The 15,302-nt window shown below is 60.3% G+C and carries 14 protein-coding genes; 8 read left to right on the forward strand and 6 right to left on the reverse strand.

Translation table 11 applies throughout. From position 1 onward, the window contains the following. Window positions 1-168: 168 nt before the first annotated feature. From BFP99_RS31280 to BFP99_RS31295, 4 genes are all read left to right on the forward strand, one after another. A complete protein-coding gene (locus BFP99_RS31280; RefSeq protein ID WP_065949004.1) occupies window positions 169-1,980 on the forward strand; it encodes a penicillin-binding protein activator in 1,812 nt (603 codons plus the stop codon). Beyond that, the gene (locus BFP99_RS31285) at window positions 1,980-2,351 is read left to right on the forward strand and encodes a YraN family protein (RefSeq protein WP_065924262.1); all 372 of its coding nucleotides are present in this window, start codon (window positions 1,980-1,982) and stop codon (window positions 2,349-2,351) included. Before BFP99_RS31280 ends, BFP99_RS31285 begins: the two co-directional genes overlap by 1 nt. 92 nt (window positions 2,352-2,443) lie before the next feature. Beyond that, window positions 2,444-3,037, forward strand: a complete 594-nt coding sequence (locus BFP99_RS31290; RefSeq protein WP_007904374.1) for a phosphoheptose isomerase — start codon at window positions 2,444-2,446, stop codon at window positions 3,035-3,037. Beyond that, entirely contained in the window at window positions 3,034-3,615 is a 582-nt protein-coding gene (locus BFP99_RS31295) for a BON domain-containing protein (RefSeq protein WP_027604770.1), read from the forward strand. Before BFP99_RS31290 ends, BFP99_RS31295 begins: the two co-directional genes overlap by 4 nt. Window positions 3,616-3,683: 68 nt before the next feature. Here the strand turns inward: BFP99_RS31295 and BFP99_RS31300 are convergent, their stop codons facing one another. The 4 genes from BFP99_RS31300 to BFP99_RS31315 form a co-directional block, all read right to left on the reverse strand. Then, on the reverse strand, window positions 3,684-4,457 hold the full coding sequence (locus BFP99_RS31300; RefSeq protein WP_027604771.1) for an OmpA family lipoprotein: 774 nt from the start codon (window positions 4,455-4,457) through the stop codon (window positions 3,684-3,686). Between the two features lie 214 nt (window positions 4,458-4,671). Beyond that, window positions 4,672-5,316 carry an MBL fold metallo-hydrolase gene (locus tag BFP99_RS31305; RefSeq protein ID WP_065924263.1) on the reverse strand — a complete coding sequence of 215 codons (645 nt, stop codon included), beginning with the start codon at window positions 5,314-5,316 and terminating at the stop codon, window positions 4,672-4,674. 161 nt (window positions 5,317-5,477) lie between these two features. Further along, window positions 5,478-6,257, reverse strand: a complete 780-nt coding sequence (locus BFP99_RS31310) for a hypothetical protein (RefSeq protein ID WP_065949005.1) — start codon at window positions 6,255-6,257, stop codon at window positions 5,478-5,480. After that, window positions 6,236-7,267, reverse strand: coding sequence for a hypothetical protein (locus BFP99_RS31315; RefSeq protein WP_065949006.1), 1,032 nt, complete (start codon window positions 7,265-7,267; stop codon window positions 6,236-6,238). The genes BFP99_RS31310 and BFP99_RS31315 overlap by 22 nt, the downstream gene beginning before the upstream one ends. 345 nt (window positions 7,268-7,612) lie before the next feature. On the opposite strand from BFP99_RS31315, the gene BFP99_RS31320 reads away from it, so the two are divergent. The 4 genes from BFP99_RS31320 to BFP99_RS31335 are packed head-to-tail and all read left to right on the forward strand — an operon-like array spanning window position 7,613 to window position 11,058. Beyond that, window positions 7,613-8,203, forward strand: coding sequence for a paraquat-inducible protein A (locus BFP99_RS31320; RefSeq protein WP_027604773.1), 591 nt, complete (start codon window positions 7,613-7,615; stop codon window positions 8,201-8,203). Next, complete coding sequence (locus BFP99_RS31325; RefSeq protein WP_065924266.1) at window positions 8,200-8,844, forward strand: paraquat-inducible protein A; 645 nt, start codon at window positions 8,200-8,202, stop codon at window positions 8,842-8,844. The genes BFP99_RS31320 and BFP99_RS31325 overlap by 4 nt, the downstream gene beginning before the upstream one ends. Beyond that, window positions 8,825-10,480 carry a PqiB family protein gene (locus BFP99_RS31330; RefSeq protein ID WP_065924267.1) on the forward strand — a complete coding sequence of 552 codons (1,656 nt, stop codon included), beginning with the start codon at window positions 8,825-8,827 and terminating at the stop codon, window positions 10,478-10,480. Before BFP99_RS31325 ends, BFP99_RS31330 begins: the two co-directional genes overlap by 20 nt. Window positions 10,481-10,497: 17 nt before the next feature. Beyond that, window positions 10,498-11,058 carry a PqiC family protein gene (locus BFP99_RS31335; RefSeq protein WP_065924268.1) on the forward strand — a complete coding sequence of 187 codons (561 nt, stop codon included), beginning with the start codon at window positions 10,498-10,500 and terminating at the stop codon, window positions 11,056-11,058. A 12-nt stretch (window positions 11,059-11,070) separates the two neighbouring features. On the opposite strand, the gene BFP99_RS31340 is transcribed toward BFP99_RS31335, so the two are convergent. Both BFP99_RS31340 and BFP99_RS31345 read right to left on the reverse strand, forming a co-directional pair. Next, on the reverse strand, window positions 11,071-13,800 hold the full coding sequence (locus BFP99_RS31340; protein WP_065949007.1) for a LuxR C-terminal-related transcriptional regulator: 2,730 nt from the start codon (window positions 13,798-13,800) through the stop codon (window positions 11,071-11,073). 251 nt (window positions 13,801-14,051) lie between these two features. After that, complete coding sequence (locus BFP99_RS31345) at window positions 14,052-15,200, reverse strand: integrase core domain-containing protein (protein WP_065924691.1); 1,149 nt, start codon at window positions 15,198-15,200, stop codon at window positions 14,052-14,054. Window positions 15,201-15,302: the final 102 nt, after the last annotated feature.

The following is a 15,302-nucleotide window of genomic DNA, read 5'->3' on the forward strand; positions in this document are numbered from 1 at the left end:
GTAGGCGCCTTGAAAATATGCCATCACGGCCGATGGCTTTTCAGCCGTGCATGGCTGATCGCACCACTTGCACGACCTAAATCGACGGTTTCACGCCAGTAACATCGCGCCTGGGCCAGTGCTTGGGTACAATTCCACGCTAATTTGATCGGTATCAGGAACACTTACATGATCGCTTGCCTGCGGCTGCTCTCCGCCCTCTGCCTCGCTGCCTTACTGGCCGCTTGCGCCAGCTCGCCCTCGTCCAGCCTTGGCGACCTTCCACGGACCCCGGACGCCAGTATCGAGCAACTGCTCGAACAGGCCACCACCGCCAAGACGCCAGAAAAGGCCGCGTTGCTGCGCCTGAGTGCGGCAGACATGGCCTACCGCCAGAACAACCCTGGCCGCTCGTCGCAGATTCTTGCGCAAGTGTCCCTGGATGTCCTCAAGCCAGCCGCGCAAGTCTTTGCCAGCACCCTGGCTGCCGAATTGGCCATGACGCGCAACCAGCCCAAGGCCGCGTTGACCGCCTTGAACCATCCGAGCCTGCAAAGCCTGAAGGAGCTGCCGACCGAACAGCAGATTCGCACTGGCACCGTGCACGCCCGCGCTTATGAAGCCGATGGCCAGACCCTGGCCGCTGCCCGCGAGCGCGTCGCCATGGCGCCACTGCTCAGCGGCGATGCCGCCAAAAGCAATCACGAAGCCATCTGGACCTTGATTGCCGCACTGCCTGCGGAACAACTGCAAGCCAGCGGCAACCCGACCCTGGACGGCTGGATTACCCTGGCCCAAGCGGTCAAGGGCGCCGGTACGCTTGAGCAACAGCAGGCCGCCATAGACACCTGGCGCGCACAGAACCCGGGCCACCCGGCCGCCGTGCAACTGCCAACCCCGCTGACCAAGCTCAAGGAGCTGGCCAGCCAGCCCTTGAACAAGATCGCCCTGCTGCTGCCCCAGGAAGGCCCGCTGGCCTCCGTCGGCAAGGCCCTGCGCGAAGGTTTCATGGCGGCGCACTACCAGGCTGAACAAGCCGGGCAGAAGCCACCGGTCATCGAGTTCTATGACAGCTCGCGCCTGGCCTCCATCGACGACTTCTATGCCAAGGCCCAGGCTGCCGGCGTGCAATTGGTAGTTGGTCCGCTGGAGAAGCCATTGGTCAAGCAGCTCAGCACGCGCCCTCAGCTACCGATCACCACCCTCGCGCTGAACTACAGCGAGACCGACCAGAGCCCGCCGCAACTGTTCCAGTTCGGCCTCGCCGCTGAAGACGAAGCCCGCGAAGTGTCGCGCCGCGCGCGTGCCGACGGCCTGCATCGCGCCGCTGCCATGGTGCCGCGTGGCGAATGGGGCGAGCGTGTCTACAGGGCCTTCCGCCAGGATTGGGAAGCCAACGGTGGCACGGTTGTCGGTGTCGAGTATGTCGACCAGCCGGTCGCCCTTGCCCAGCAAATCGCCGACCTGTTCCAACTGCGTAAAAGCGAAGGCCGCGCCAAGAGCCTGCAAAGCACAGTGGGCACAGACGTAGCGGCACAGCCGTCACGTCGCCAGGACATCGAGTTCATCTTCCTGGCCGTTACCCCGCAATTGGCCCAGCAGATCAAGCCGACCCTGAACTTCCAGTACGCCGGTGATGTGCCGGTGTACGCCACGTCCCACGTGTTCAGCGCCAGCGGTGACAAGAACCAATACCTGGACATGACCAACGTGATGTTCTGCGAAACCCCTTGGCTGCTCAACACCACCGACCCGCTGCGTAACCAGGTTGCCGCACAATGGCCGCAAGCCAATGGCAGCCTTGGCCGCCTGTATGCGATGGGCGTCGACGCCTACCGCCTGGCCCCGCGCCTGGGCCAGTTGAAGGCACTGCCGGATACACGCATTGACGGCCTCTCGGGCAACCTGGGCATCAGCACCAACCAGCGCGTCGATCGCCAGATGCCATGGGCGAAGTTCGTTGGTGGCGAGATCCAGCGCCTGCCGGACACCCCGCGCTGATGCCGGAGCGGTCTACTGCACAAAGCGGCAAGGATGCCGAACTTCAAGCATTGAAACACTTGCAACAACAGGGTCTGCGCCTGCTGGCGCAGAACTGGTTGTGTAAACGCGGCGAGCTTGATCTGGTCATGCTTGACGGCGATACAGTAGTATTCGTCGAAGTCCGCTACAGAAAACACGCACAATGGGGTGGCGCGCTCGCCAGTATCGACGGGCGCAAGCGTCAGAAGCTGATACTCGCTGCGCAGTTTTTCCTGCAAGAAGAGCATCGCTGGGCCGACGCCCCCTGCCGTTTCGATGTGGTTGCCATGGAAAGCACACCGTCTGGTCAGGTTGATCTGAACTGGCTGCAAAATGCCTTCGACAGCTGATTCGCCGGACACCTTCATCACACACTTTTGCTCTTTGCTTTGCGGGCTGCACATTCCTGTGCCAAACAGCCGCGCTACTTAAGGTCACACAGATGGACATGCAATCCCGAATTCGCCAGCTTTTCCAGGCCAGCATCGACACCAAGCAACAGGCGATGGACGTACTTGCACCGCACATCGAGCAAGCCAGTCAGGTCATGGTCAATGCCTTGCTCAACGAGGGCAAAATGCTTTCGTGCGGCAACGGCGGTTCGGCCGGCGATGCCCAGCATTTTTCGTCCGAGCTGCTCAACCGCTTCGAGCGTGAGCGCCCGAGTCTGCCGGCTATCGCCTTGACCACCGATTCGTCAACGATCACCTCGATCGCCAACGACTACAGCTACAACGAAATTTTCTCCAAGCAGATCCGCGCACTGGGCCAACCAGGCGATGTGCTGCTGGCGATTTCCACCAGCGGCAACTCGGCGAATATTATTCAAGCGATCCAGGCCGCACATGATCGCGAAATGATTGTCGTAGCATTGACCGGACGCGACGGCGGCGGCATGGCCTCGCTACTGCTGCCCGAAGATGTGGAGATTCGCGTCCCGGCCAATGTCACCGCACGTATTCAGGAAGTCCACCTGCTGGCGATCCACTGCCTGTGCGATCTGATCGACAGCCAACTGTTTGGGAGTGAAGAATGACCGTTAACCGCCTCGGCCTTTTGGCCATTACGCTGTGCCTCGGCATCAGCGGCTGCAGCACGGCAATCACTGCGACACGTGACACCCCTATTCAGGATGACAAGGGCACCCGCACCTTCGGCAGCAAGATTGACGACTCGCTGATCGAAACCAAGGTCGAAGTCAACATTGCCAAAGCCGCCACGGACCTGGGCAACGGTGCTTCACGCATCGTCGTGACCAGCTTCAACGGCGTGGTACTGCTCGCAGGCCAAACGCCACGCGCCGACCTCAAGGCCCAGGCCGAACAGGCAGCCTCGGCCGTACAGCGGGTCAAGAAGGTCCACAACGAATTGCAGGTCATGGACCCGATCACCCTGCTGGCCATCAGCAACGATGCCCTGCTGACGACCAAGATCAAGGCACAGATGCTGACCGACAACGCGATTCCCGGTTCGCGGATCAAAGTCGTCACCGACAACGGTATCGTTTACCTGATGGGCCTGCTGACCCAGGCGGAAGCCACGCGCGCAGCCAACCTGGTGCAGGGCGTGTCCGGCGTGCAGAAGATCGTCAAGGTGTTCGAATACATCGATTGATGTAAGCGGCAGCCATAAAAAAGGGCGCCATGCATTCACTGCATGGCGCCCTTTTTAGTGGCCAGCGTTTATTGGTATTGCTGGTACGGGTTGCCCTGGAACTGGTTGTTCTGCTGCGGCGCTTGCTGCTGCGCGCCAGGCTGGCCGTACTGCTGGCCGGGGATCGGGCCGAGGTTCACTTCTACGCGACGGTTCTGCGCACGACCGTTCACGTCGGCGTTGCTGGCTATCGGGTTATCCGGGCCGGCACCGCGTGCGCTGAGGTTGGCACCATTAACGCCTTGGGAGGTCAGGTAGTTGGCCACGCTCTGGGCACGGCGCTGCGACAGGTCCATGTTCAGTTGGCGGCTGCCGGTGCTGTCGGTGTAACCCACGATCTGGATGGTGTTCTGGTTGAACTGCTTGAGGGAGTTGGCCAGGTTGTTCAGCGGCTGGTAAAAGCTGCTGGAGATCGCGTCCGAGTTGGTGGCGAAGGTGATGTTACCCGGCATGATCAGCTTGATCTGGTCGCCCTGGCGCTGAACTTCAACCCCGGTATTGGCCATGCTCTCACGCAGTTTCTTTTCCTGCTGGTCGGCGTAGTAGCCGTAACCCGCGGCGCCGGCACCCGCAACCACTGCGCCGATTAGCGCGCCCTTGCCACGGTTGTTATGGTCGATGGCAGCACCCGCCAATGCACCGGCCAGGGCACCCAGGCCACCGTACTTGGCGGTCTTGCTCATACCGCTGGATTCATTATTCGCCTGTCCCTGGCTGCCACCGCCATAAGGATTAGGTGAAGCGCAGCCGGACAACAGGGCTACGGCGGTAGCGACAACAAGCAGACGACGCGGAGTGAACATGAAGGGAGCTCCTACTTTTGCATTCTGTGGTGCAAAGGACATTGGCAATGGACCCGTGCCGAGTTTGGAACGCGACAAACGGTAAAAATTCCGTGGGCGCGCCCAGAGCTGTAACAAAACATTCGGGTCTTGCGTTGCTACAGAAACCGTAGCAGACACATGCTGAACGCGGCCTGAGTTTTTGCTACAGCGGGTTGCCGTTCGAACCATTGCTTCACGCCCGCACAAATGGGTTCTCACGCATCTCGTCACCCAGGCGCGTGTCCGGGCCATGGCCGGTCACCACCGTCGCGCCTTCATCCAGCGTGTAGAGCCGTTGCTTGATCGAACGCACGATCGTCGCCTGGTCCCCACCCCACAAATCCGTACGCCCAACACCGCGCCGAAACAGCGTGTCCCCGGCAATCAGCAGCCTGGCATCGGCAAACCAGAAGCTCATCGAGCCTGGCGTGTGCCCCGGTGTATGGAGCGCCACACCGCACCCACAGGCCAACGCCTCATCATCGGCCAGCCAGCGATCCGGCGACGGCACCGGCGTGTAGGGCACACCAAACATCTGGCACTGCATCTCCAGGTTGTCCCAGAGAAACTGGTCTTCCTTGTGCAGGTGCAGGGTTGCACCGGTCTTTTCCTTCAATTGCCCCGAGGCCAGGAAGTGATCGAGATGGGCATGGGTGTGGATGATGCTCACCACTTTCAGGCCCAGGGCATCGAGGCGCGCCAGGATCAGTTCATGATTGCCACCCGGGTCGACCACGATGGCCTTCTTGGTGATGGGGTCGCCAATGATCGTGCAGTTGCACTGCAACGGGCCGACCGGGAAGGTTTCGCGGATCAGCGTGGGCTTTTCGGCTTCCATGGGTGCTCCTATAAAGCGAATGGCACATTTTTGGCACTGTGTGAAAAGCGATGACGAGTGATGTCACCTGCTTTGTTTGTAAGCATCGAGCGCATGCCCGAGGAATGCGTTCATGTGCTCGCGGTCATGATCGTTGGCTGACAGTTTTTCAGAATGTGTTCCTATTGGATTGGTGGCTGTAATCCGAAGCTCAATGTAAGACGCTCGATATAGTCCCCCAGGGCGCCTTTCAGTCCGATGGACTTGAGATCGATCTCTTCGTTCGCCAAGAGCGCCAGAAACGCCCTCATGTCGGTCTGAATGCTTTCCGGCAGGTCGATGGGGTCATCCGTCAATTGGCCGCTCAGATTCAGTACGTCATTTCGATGTTTTTTGATGTTCTTGCTGTCGACCTGTTCGCCAGCCTCCTTTCGCGCTGACAAATTGAGCCAAGCGTGCGCCTTGAGTGGGATCAGCCGGTCGGCGCCGATGAAGGTCAGAACGTCATTGCGCTGCCGGCCCTCAAGGAGGAAATGGTAGTAGGGGTCATCGAGCAAGATGGCGGACAGGCTTGATACCGATTCGTCTGTAGGAATAGAGGTCAGCGTCGCGTCCGCCGGGAGCGCGACACCCTCGGGAGCACGCGAGAACAATTCGATCTGGACGGGATAGGCCTCGTCCTCGGGGTGCTGGAACCGATAGAAAACAGGCCGCTGACCGTCAATCCCACCAACCTGCCGGATGGCGTACCGTCCGGCACGTATGAAGGCCCAGAACGCCCCGGCAAACTCGGCATTGAGCGCTTCGATAACCAGCACGATATCGAGATCCTTGGTTGCGCGGAACGATTGGCCCGCCGCATCCATCGTGAGCCAGGAGGCAACACCGCCAATCAGCACATACTGATCACGAAAATCGCTGAAGTGTTGTCCGAATACGTCTAGTCCTCTGATTTCAGCCAAGTCACTGCCTCCTTAAGTTCATCTAAAGCCAACTGGACACGTTCGTCCGGGACGTTTTCCAAGCTCAGAAGCAATGACGCTTCATCTGCGATGTTTTTTCCTTCCTTTAGGCTTCGATAAGACCATATCTCCACCCATGCCCGGATCTCATCAACCGAGTCGGTTACCTTGAATGCCAGTTCCTGGACCATGTCGTCGAACTGCTTTTTGGTCATTCCAAAAACCGGTTGTATGGGACCCGCCAGCATCGTGCATTTGGCCAGAGCGGTCTCGCCCGCGAGAAATACGCCGCCGCCTGTATGAAGCACTCGGTCGATCGCAACCTTCCGTTTAACGGGAGAGCGCATAAAGGGGCGAACATTTTTGAAGATGCTGGCCGGAGGTGCACCGAACGAATAGCAATTTTTGAACCCCTGACTTTGTGCAGGATGGACGATGCCCAGCTTCAGCAACTGATCGATCACTTTGGCAAGTGTGACGCGGCTGTATTTGAAACCGTTCATGATGCCGTTGGAGTTGAAGATCGTATCGCTGTCCCATCCCTCATACAGGCGAGCCAAGACCATCGCTTGTGCAGCAGGAAGAAGGGCTGAAACGTCTTCCTCGTTTCGGCGCGTCCGAACGGTCTCGCGCAGGTCCATCGCCAACTCTGGGATGAACATCTGATAGCCAGGCTGGATGAAATTGATGTTGTTGGCGATCAGGCTACGCCGCTCCGGCACCGACAGTGACTGGCATACGTACACAACCACCTTGTCCGTGGTTTTTTGTACCTGAGCGATGTGCTTCCCAAGCGTTACGGCTCCCGGGTACTTATTTTCCACTGGAAGCAGTAGGAGCATCGGTAGCGTTTGTTTCGCCTTCGGCCCGACCATAAGGGCCAGATAGACGAGTTTGTAGGCATCCTTGATATGAAAGGGAACCTTCAGGCCTGAGGCTGCTTGAAGGTGCGCTTCCAAGCCCACAGTGGATTCGAGGTAACCCTTGATATCATCCAGTAAAACCGGCATTTCACGCCACCTTGTTAACCACTTTTTTACACCGTAAACTATGACGATTAACAAGTCAAAAAAGTGGTTAACACGGCAGGAGGATTACCCACCCGGTCCTCTGTAGATCAACGTGAGGGCCAGTCACTCGTCATTGCAGTTGCACTGCAACGGGCCGACCGGGAAGGTTTCGCGGATCAGCGCGGCTTTTTCAATATTCATCGATGCTCCTGCGGGCGCTATGGCATATTCCGCACAGTATGGTTGACGCGGTGCCAGACCTGAAGAGCAGCGACTGCTAAGCTTGCCCACGCCATCGAAAAACAACCCAGGCCCCCGCCACCGTGCCGCGTTGGAGCGATCCCCATGGCGAATCAACTGATCATCTGCGAGCACTGCGACTGTGTGTACGAAAAAGTCACGCTCGCCAAACATCAAAAAGCCCACTGCATACGTTGCGCAGGCGTGCTCCAGCGCTACAACGGCCTGACCGTGCAACAGCGTCTCGCCCTGACGCTGACGGCTGCGGTGCTGTGGACGTTCGCCAATTTCTATCCCGTGATGAGTATCAGCCTGCAAGGCCTGAAAAGCAGCGCCACGCTATGGGACTCGGTGGTAGCGCTGAGCCTGGGGCCGATCACGTTTATCGCGTTGGTGGCGGCCATTTCCATCATCATCGCGCCAGTGTTCCAGTTACTGCTGCTGATGTGGGTCTTGAGCTTCGCCCTCGCGGGCAAGCGCTCACCGGCGTTCCGATTGTGCATGCGTTGGCTGGAGGCACTCAGGCCCTGGAGCATGCTGGAGGTGTGTCTGCTCGGGGCAATGGTGGCGGTGTTCAAGCTGGCCGGCATGCTTGATGTGATCCCCGGCACCGGCCTGTTTGCCCTGGCCGTACTCAGCCTGTTGCTGATCCGCATTGCCGGGCGTGATGTGCGCGACCTGTGGGACAGCGTATGAGCACACCGCCGACGGCCAGCGAGCTCGGCCTGTGCCTCTGTCACAGCTGCGGATTGTCCTGCGACATGCGCGACGGGCCGAACGAATGCGAGCGTTGCGGCGCGCCCTTGCACCGGCGCAAGGTCAGTTCCCTGACGCGCACCTGGGCCTACATGCTCACCGCGCTGGCGTTCTATGTGCCGGCCAATCTCCTGCCGGTGATGAACACCACCATGCTCGGCTCGGGGGCGGACAGCACTATCATGAGTGGGGTATTGGAGTTCTGGCAGCACGGCGCGTGGGACATTGCGCTGATTATTTTCATCGCCAGCATCGCAGTGCCCGGCATCAAGTTTGTGTCCCTGGCCCTGCTGCTGGTCACCGTGCAGCGCAATAGCCTTTGGGCACGCAAGGAACGTTCGAAGCTGTTCCGCTTCGTCGAACTGATTGGCTACTGGTCGATGCTGGATGTCATCGTGGTCGCGCTGGTGGCCGCACTGGTGAAGTTCCAGGCCCTGGGCACCATCGAGCCGCGCCTGGGTATCCTGTTTTTCGGCCTGGTGGTGGTGTTTACCATGCTGGCCGCCATGAGCTTCGACCCGAGGCTGATCTGGGAAACCCCACACAACAAGGAGACCGCGGATGACGTCACATCCCACTGACACCCCGCAAGCCCCAGGATCGCCTGCAATCAAGACACGGCGCTTCAGCGTTTCGCTGGTGTGGATCGTGCCGATCGTCGCGGTGCTGGTGGGGATTTCGCTGGTGGTACACAGCGTCCTCCAACAGGGCCCGACCATCACCCTCAATTTCAAGACCGGCAGCGGTCTGATCGCGAACAAAACCGAGGTCAAGTACCGCAACGTGGTGATCGGCCAGGTGACCGACGTCGCCTTGAGCGACGACCAGAAAAGCGTCAACGCCACGGTTCAACTGGCCAAGCAGGCCGAAAGCTTCACCCGCGCCGATTCGCAGTTCTGGGTGGTACGCCCGCGTATCGGCGCCGGCGGCGTATCCGGCATCGACACCCTGCTCTCCGGCGACTACATAGGTGCCGACATCGGCCAATCGGAGACCCGTGCCAAGCAGTTCAAAGGCCTGGAAAACCCGCCGCCCATCACCTACGGCGAACCGGGCAAGCGTTTCACGCTGCACACGCAGACCCTCGGTTCGCTGGATATCGGCTCACCGGTGTACTACCGCAAAATCGAGGTCGGCCAGGTGGTGGCCTACGAGTTGGATGCCGAAGGCAAGGGTGTCAATGTCGAGGTGTTCGTTCATGCGCCCAATGATGCCTATGTCACCGAAAACACGCGTTTCTGGAATGCCAGCGGGGTTGACCTGAGCGTCGGCGCCAATGGCTTCGCGCTGAAGACCGAATCGCTTTCGTCCATGCTGGTCGGTGGTATCGCCTTTCGGGCGCCGCCGTACAGCCCCAACGACAAACCGGCCGACGAGGCACGTACCTTTGAACTCTTCGACGACCAGGACAGCGCCCTCGCCCCACCCAATGGCGAGGGGCAATACATGGCCCTGCGCTTCGACCAGGCATTGCGCGGGCTCAAGGTCGGGGCGCCGGTGGAGTTCCTCGGCGTCGAGTTTGGCAAAGTGGTATCGATCAACCTCGACTTCGATGCCAATAAACGCAGCTTCCCACTCAACGTCGGTATCGTGATCTATCCACAGTTGCTCGGACAGGCCCACACCAAACTGCTCAAGGTCATGAACCATGACCCCAACGATGAGGCCGCCGGCGTACGGCTGATCGGCTCGTTCATCGAAAATGGCCTGCGCGCCCAGGCACGCAGCGGCAACCTGTTGACCGGCCAGTTATACATCGCGCTGGACTTCTACCCGAAAGCCGAGAAGGTCAAATTTGACCCCAGCCTGCGCCCGGTCAGCATTCCAACCATTCCCGGCAACCTCGAGCAACTGCAGGAAAAACTCGAGAGCATCGTCAACAAGATCAACCAACTGCCGATCGAACGTATTGCCGGCAACCTCGACAGCAACCTGGTCGAGCTGCGCAAAGGCCTGACCCAATTCAATGCCAAGACCCTGCCCGGCGTGCAGAACACCCTGGCTGACGTGAGCAAGACCCTGCAATCGGCCAGTTCCACCCTGGCCGAGGATTCACCGCAGCGCGAGCAGTTGACCCAGACCCTGGATGAACTGGGGCGCATGTCGCGCTCCCTGCGCGAACTGTCGGACTACCTGGGCCGTCACCCGGAATCGCTGATTCGCGGCCGTCCCGACAACGCCGCGCCCCTGGACCTGCAAGGACCACCGCGCAAATGACCCCTGGAGCAAACGCCATGACGTTTCCGTTGAAAATCACAGTGGTCGGCATGCTGTTGTTGCTGGCGGCGTGCAGCAGTACCCCGATTACCTTTCATACGCTGACACCGGCGCACTGGAATACGGCCACTGGGGCCGACGCGGGCAGCATCCGGATTGAAAGCATCACCGTTCCCCCCCAGGTCGACCGACCGCAGATTGTGATCCGCCAGGGCGACAGTGGCGTGGCGATCCTGGAAACCCAGTGGTGGGCCGCGAGCCTCGCGGATGAGCTGAGGAGTGCGCTGGTGGACCAACTGGCCAACAGCAACCCTCGACAATCGATGTTGTTGCGTCTTGAAGTGCAGCGCTTTGACTCCGTACCCGGCCAGTACGCGCTGCTCGACGTCAAATGGCGCCTGCGCCCGGCCGGGGGCACCGAGCGCCCACCGCTGACCTGCCGGACCACGTTGCAGTCGCCCGCCGGGCCGAGCATCGACAACGTGGTGCTCGCCCATCAAAACAATCTCAAGCGCTTTGCCGCGCAGGTCAGCCAGGCGGTCGACAGGTCAACCGGCCAGTGCCCGCCGGCACCGTAAACCGCCCGGCACTTACGCCAGCAAGCCCATCGCCTTGGCTCGCGCCACGGCCTGGGTGCGTCGCTCGACCCCAAGTTTGCTGTTGATGTGGCTGGCGTGGGTCTTGACGGTGTGCAGGGAGATAAACAGCTGGTTGCTGATTTCCTGGTTGGAGCAGCCTTGGGCGATCAGTTGCAGGACCGCCAGCTCGCGCGTGCTCAGGGTTTCGTGGCCAGTCGTGACCTCGGGCGTCACGACCGCCGGGAGAAGCGCGAGCAGGCTCTGGTGCAACACACCTTGCGGGTCCTTGCCCAATTGCTCACGCATCCAGTCCGGATGCCCGTCCAACAAGCGCTGGAACGGCTGTAACGCGCCCCCGGCGCCCGCCTCGAACGCCTGGGCCAGCACCGGCCGCGCCCTGGCTTCCTGACCGCACTCGAGCAGCAACTGGGTCTGCTGGGTCAGCGCCATCAGGGCAATCATCTGGCGCCCACTGTCGTGGGCCTGTTGCGCCAGTGCTTCGAGCCGCTCCAGCGCCGCCTGGGGCTGATGGCGCACGGCATCGAGGGCGGCTTGTTGCAGCCCGATATGTTGCGGCAAGTGCGGGTGGAATTCCGGTGCAGCGGCGGCCTGTTCGCCGTGGTAAGTCTGCCCCAGGCGCGTCAGCCAGGCATCCGCCAGGTCGGTGCGGCCTTGGGCCAGCCACAGTTCGCATTTGATCAGGGTAATCATCGCCAGGTAGTAGATCGGCGGCACATCCCAGATATGCATCAGGCGCTCGGCTTCGGCGAGTTCGGCGAAGGCTTTGGGAAAGTCATGGCGCCGCCCTTCGAAGCTGGCGATCACGCAATGGCCGATCAGCACGCTGATATCGCGACAGGCTCGCGCCTCGGCCAGGCCTGCGCGCAGGAGGGCAATGCCGGTTTCGGGCTGGTTGCGCATCAACAGCAAATAGCCTTCGTAAAGCGACAGCCGCGCACGCACCGCATACAGTCGCTGCGGTGCCAGGCCGTGCAGGCGCTGCAGGCCCTGGCGCACCTCATCGAGCGCGCGCAGGATTTCGCCACGGGCCTGCAGCACCCGTGCACGGTCGTAATGGGCCAGGGCTTCGAACAGCGGATTGCCGACCCGCTGCGCCAGTTCCAGGGATTCGCGGTTCAGGCCACGGGCGCGCCACAGATCGCCATCGGCGATGGCCAGGTTGGACAGGGTCGACAGACACACCAGGCGCTGGCCGTAACGCCGTTGCGGCAGGCTGTCCAACGCCTCGCTGCAATAGCGCTGCGTCCATTCACGGTCACCTCGACCGCGGGCGATAATCCCGCTCAGCGCCAGCCACTGGGCCAGCATCGAGCGCTGTGCGGTAGCCGAGGGTGCCGGCAGGAAGCGACTGAGGTACGCGGATAACTCCTGCGCCGCATCCAACTGGCAGGCCAGTGCCAACGCCCAGCTGTACAGCACAATCAGGCGCGGCGTGCTGATCAGCAGGCTGTCGGGCAAGTCCATTTTCCAGCGCAGCAACATGCCGACATTCTGCTCGGCCAGCAGTTGTTCTTCGGACAGGTTCTGCACCAGGTTGGCCGCCACGTCGAGGTGCCCGGCGCGCAATGCCTGCTCCACCGCCTCGTCGATCAAGCCCTGGGCGTTGAACCAGCGGCACGCGCGCAGATGCAGGCTGGCGGCCGGCAAGACATTGCTGCTCGCGCGGCGGGTGCGCAGCAGGTCGGAGAACAAATGGTGATAACGGTACCAGTGCCCCTGCTCGTCCAGGGGCACCAGGAACACTTGGTGGGCTTGCAGGTAGCGCAGGATCTCGGCGCTGTCATGGGCTTCGCGCACGGCATCGCACAGCTCGCTGCAAAAACGCTCCTGGTGCGCGGTGTCGAACAGGAACGCCTGCACTTCGGGAGGCAGGCAGTCGATCACTTCTTCCAGCAGGTAGTCGCGGATCAGCCCTTCCCCACCGTGCAGGCTTTGCGGCAAGGCGCCCTCATTGCCGGCTTCGGAAGCCGCCAGCAGCCAAAATCGCAGGCCGGCCACCCAGCCTTCGCTGCGGCGGATGAGGTTGTCGAGGGCTTCACCACTCAAGGAACTGCTGTGGCGATCCAGCAACGCCTGGGATTCGGCATGGGTCAGGCGCAGGTCTTGCTCGTGCAACTCCAGCAAATGCCGTGACAACCGCAAGCGCGCCAGATGCCAGTCCGGGCGCTGGCGACTGGTGACCAGCACCACCAGGCCATCGGGCAAATGGTTGAGGAAAAATTGCAGGCAACGGTCCAGCACCGGTCCCTGGGCCAGATGGTAGTCATCCAGCACCAGTAATAATGGCGCACGGGTGGACAGGTGCACGGTCAGCTCATCGAGCAGGCCGTCGAGCCACTCTTCAAACGCAAAGGGTTGATGACGCTGGCGCATTTTCAGCAAGCCCAGGGATTGGGTGCCGAGTGCCGGGAAGTAGTGCTGCAACCCTTCGAGCAGGCGCTCAAGAAAACGCCCTGGGTCGTTGTCCCGTGGGCTCAGGCCCAGCCACAGGCTGTGCCACTGAGCCGGCAGGCCCTGGCAGAACTCCACCGCCAACGAGCTCTTGCCGAACCCGGCCGGTGCGCAGACCAGCAGCAACCGCCCCTCCAGGCCGGCGCCCAGCCGTTCACACAGGCGCGGGCGCAGCACGTAGCCATCAGGCAGCGGGGGCCTGTAGAAGCGACCTTCCAGGGTCGGGATTACCCGGCTGGCAGGCCCTTGGATTCGGGACAGATCAGTCATCGCCGGGCTCTTGTAGAAGGCTGTTATCGGCATTGCAGATGTCCGCAGACTAGCGGTAAAAGCGGCGGGTTTGTAGATCTTTGCAACATTTGCCTGAAAAAGAACTGAGACAAGAAATATCGCCGCAAACAAAAAGTGGAAGGGGGCTTGCTCCCGATAGAGGCGGATCAGTCAATGCTGCGCTGACTGTCGCATCGCTATCGGGGTGTAGAACCGTAGACATCGTTTACATCTGAAACCGGGGACATCGTTTACACATTTGAGGCCTGGACGCGGGTCATACCTCGTCCAAGCCTCCCCAAGGGATAATCACACAGGTACAAATCCCAAGCTTCATCTTCAGCTTCTTTGAGCCCTATCCTTTCCCCGGACAGCGCCTCGCTGATAAATACCAACTTGCCGTTCCACTTGATCGATCCGTCCTGCCTGACGCTTCGAACTTTCATTTCTGCCGGATATTCCACATCGGGCAAGCATCCTGGATAAATTCGGGTGGACGGCACATACAAGTCTCCCGGACGTTTCATGCCGAGCGCTTCGTGAGGGCGTACGTAATTAAACTCATGCCTGAAATGCTCCAGCAAAAGCTGCTGCTCGACTAAGTTTTTCCCTAAGGGCAACTCAAGTTTCAAGCTACGGTGCATTCGTTCATGGCGACCATTCTGGGCGGGTCTTCCCGGCATGGTTCGCTCGGGATAAATACCCAGCCGAATCCACCAAACTGCCAGTGTGGATATTCTTGCCAGGCCAGGAGAGGCGAACGGTACCCCGTTGTCCGAACGGATAACTTCCGGCATGCCGTACTCCTGAAAAAGCCTCTCAAAGGCCTGTTTTACAGGCTGGGTCATGATCTTGGGATGGGCCCTGCACGCTAAAATCAGCCGCGACGCATGGTCTGTGACGGTCAAAGGGAAGCACATCTGAGCATTAAGCATCTTGAACTGCCCTTTGTAGTCAGCACACCACGTCTTGTTAGGTTCGTCGGCCTTTCGCATTTGTGCGTGGGAAATGCTGTGTCGGCGTTTGAAGCGCCGCTTTTTGACGAGCCCAAGTCGGTCAAGCCATTGACCGGCCGTACTTGGAGAGGGCCAGGTGACGGAGGGATCTTCCAGCCGTAATAGCTCGAGAAGCTTTTTCGGCCCCCATTTATCGTGAGCCTCCTTCATCGCGACTACACGGGCCAAAATCTCGTCGTCGGTTTTATTTGGGCTGTTGTGAGGTCGCCGGGACAGTTCGGATAAAGACCTCAAATCGCCGTCGTGCCGGGCAATCCACTTATCGACGGTAGGTCGGCTAACGTCAAAGCGGCGTGCCAACTGGCTTTTGGTGAAGTTGCCAGAAAGCCAATCAGCTACCAGCTTGATTCTTTGATTCATGGGGGACTCTTGGTTCCAGGGCATGATCAGTTACCTCCTGATCATGCGTATTAGCCTGTAAACCATGTCCCCGGTTAGAAATGTAAACGATGTCCCCGGTTTGTACCGGGGCAAGCCCCCTCCCAC

Source organism: Pseudomonas sp. 1 R 17 (genome assembly GCF_900067035.1).
Taxonomy (GTDB): domain Bacteria; phylum Pseudomonadota; class Gammaproteobacteria; order Pseudomonadales; family Pseudomonadaceae; genus Aquipseudomonas; species Aquipseudomonas marginalis.

What these genes read in the sequence shown, in the direction of transcription:
- BFP99_RS31335 (WP_065924268.1), top strand. Translation starts at nt 10,498, where the DNA reads ATGACGTTTCCGTTGAAAATCACAGTGGTCGGCATGCTGTTGTTGCTG.
- BFP99_RS31285 (WP_065924262.1), top strand. Translation starts at nt 1,980, where the DNA reads ATGCCGGAGCGGTCTACTGCACAAAGCGGCAAGGATGCCGAACTTCAA.
- BFP99_RS31290 (WP_007904374.1), top strand. Translation starts at nt 2,444, where the DNA reads ATGGACATGCAATCCCGAATTCGCCAGCTTTTCCAGGCCAGCATCGAC.
- BFP99_RS31340 (WP_065949007.1), bottom strand. Translation starts at nt 13,800, where the DNA reads ATGACTGATCTGTCCCGAATCCAAGGGCCTGCCAGCCGGGTAATCCCG.
- BFP99_RS31315 (WP_065949006.1), bottom strand. Translation starts at nt 7,267, where the DNA reads ATGCCGGTTTTACTGGATGATATCAAGGGTTACCTCGAATCCACTGTG.
- BFP99_RS31305 (WP_065924263.1), bottom strand. Translation starts at nt 5,316, where the DNA reads ATGGAAGCCGAAAAGCCCACGCTGATCCGCGAAACCTTCCCGGTCGGC.
- BFP99_RS31330 (WP_065924267.1), top strand. Translation starts at nt 8,825, where the DNA reads ATGACGTCACATCCCACTGACACCCCGCAAGCCCCAGGATCGCCTGCA.
- BFP99_RS31325 (WP_065924266.1), top strand. Translation starts at nt 8,200, where the DNA reads ATGAGCACACCGCCGACGGCCAGCGAGCTCGGCCTGTGCCTCTGTCAC.
- BFP99_RS31280 (WP_065949004.1), top strand. Translation starts at nt 169, where the DNA reads ATGATCGCTTGCCTGCGGCTGCTCTCCGCCCTCTGCCTCGCTGCCTTA.
- BFP99_RS31345 (WP_065924691.1), bottom strand. Translation starts at nt 15,200, where the DNA reads ATGCCCTGGAACCAAGAGTCCCCCATGAATCAAAGAATCAAGCTGGTA.
- BFP99_RS31320 (WP_027604773.1), top strand. Translation starts at nt 7,613, where the DNA reads ATGGCGAATCAACTGATCATCTGCGAGCACTGCGACTGTGTGTACGAA.
- BFP99_RS31300 (WP_027604771.1), bottom strand. Translation starts at nt 4,457, where the DNA reads ATGTTCACTCCGCGTCGTCTGCTTGTTGTCGCTACCGCCGTAGCCCTG.
- BFP99_RS31295 (WP_027604770.1), top strand. Translation starts at nt 3,034, where the DNA reads ATGACCGTTAACCGCCTCGGCCTTTTGGCCATTACGCTGTGCCTCGGC.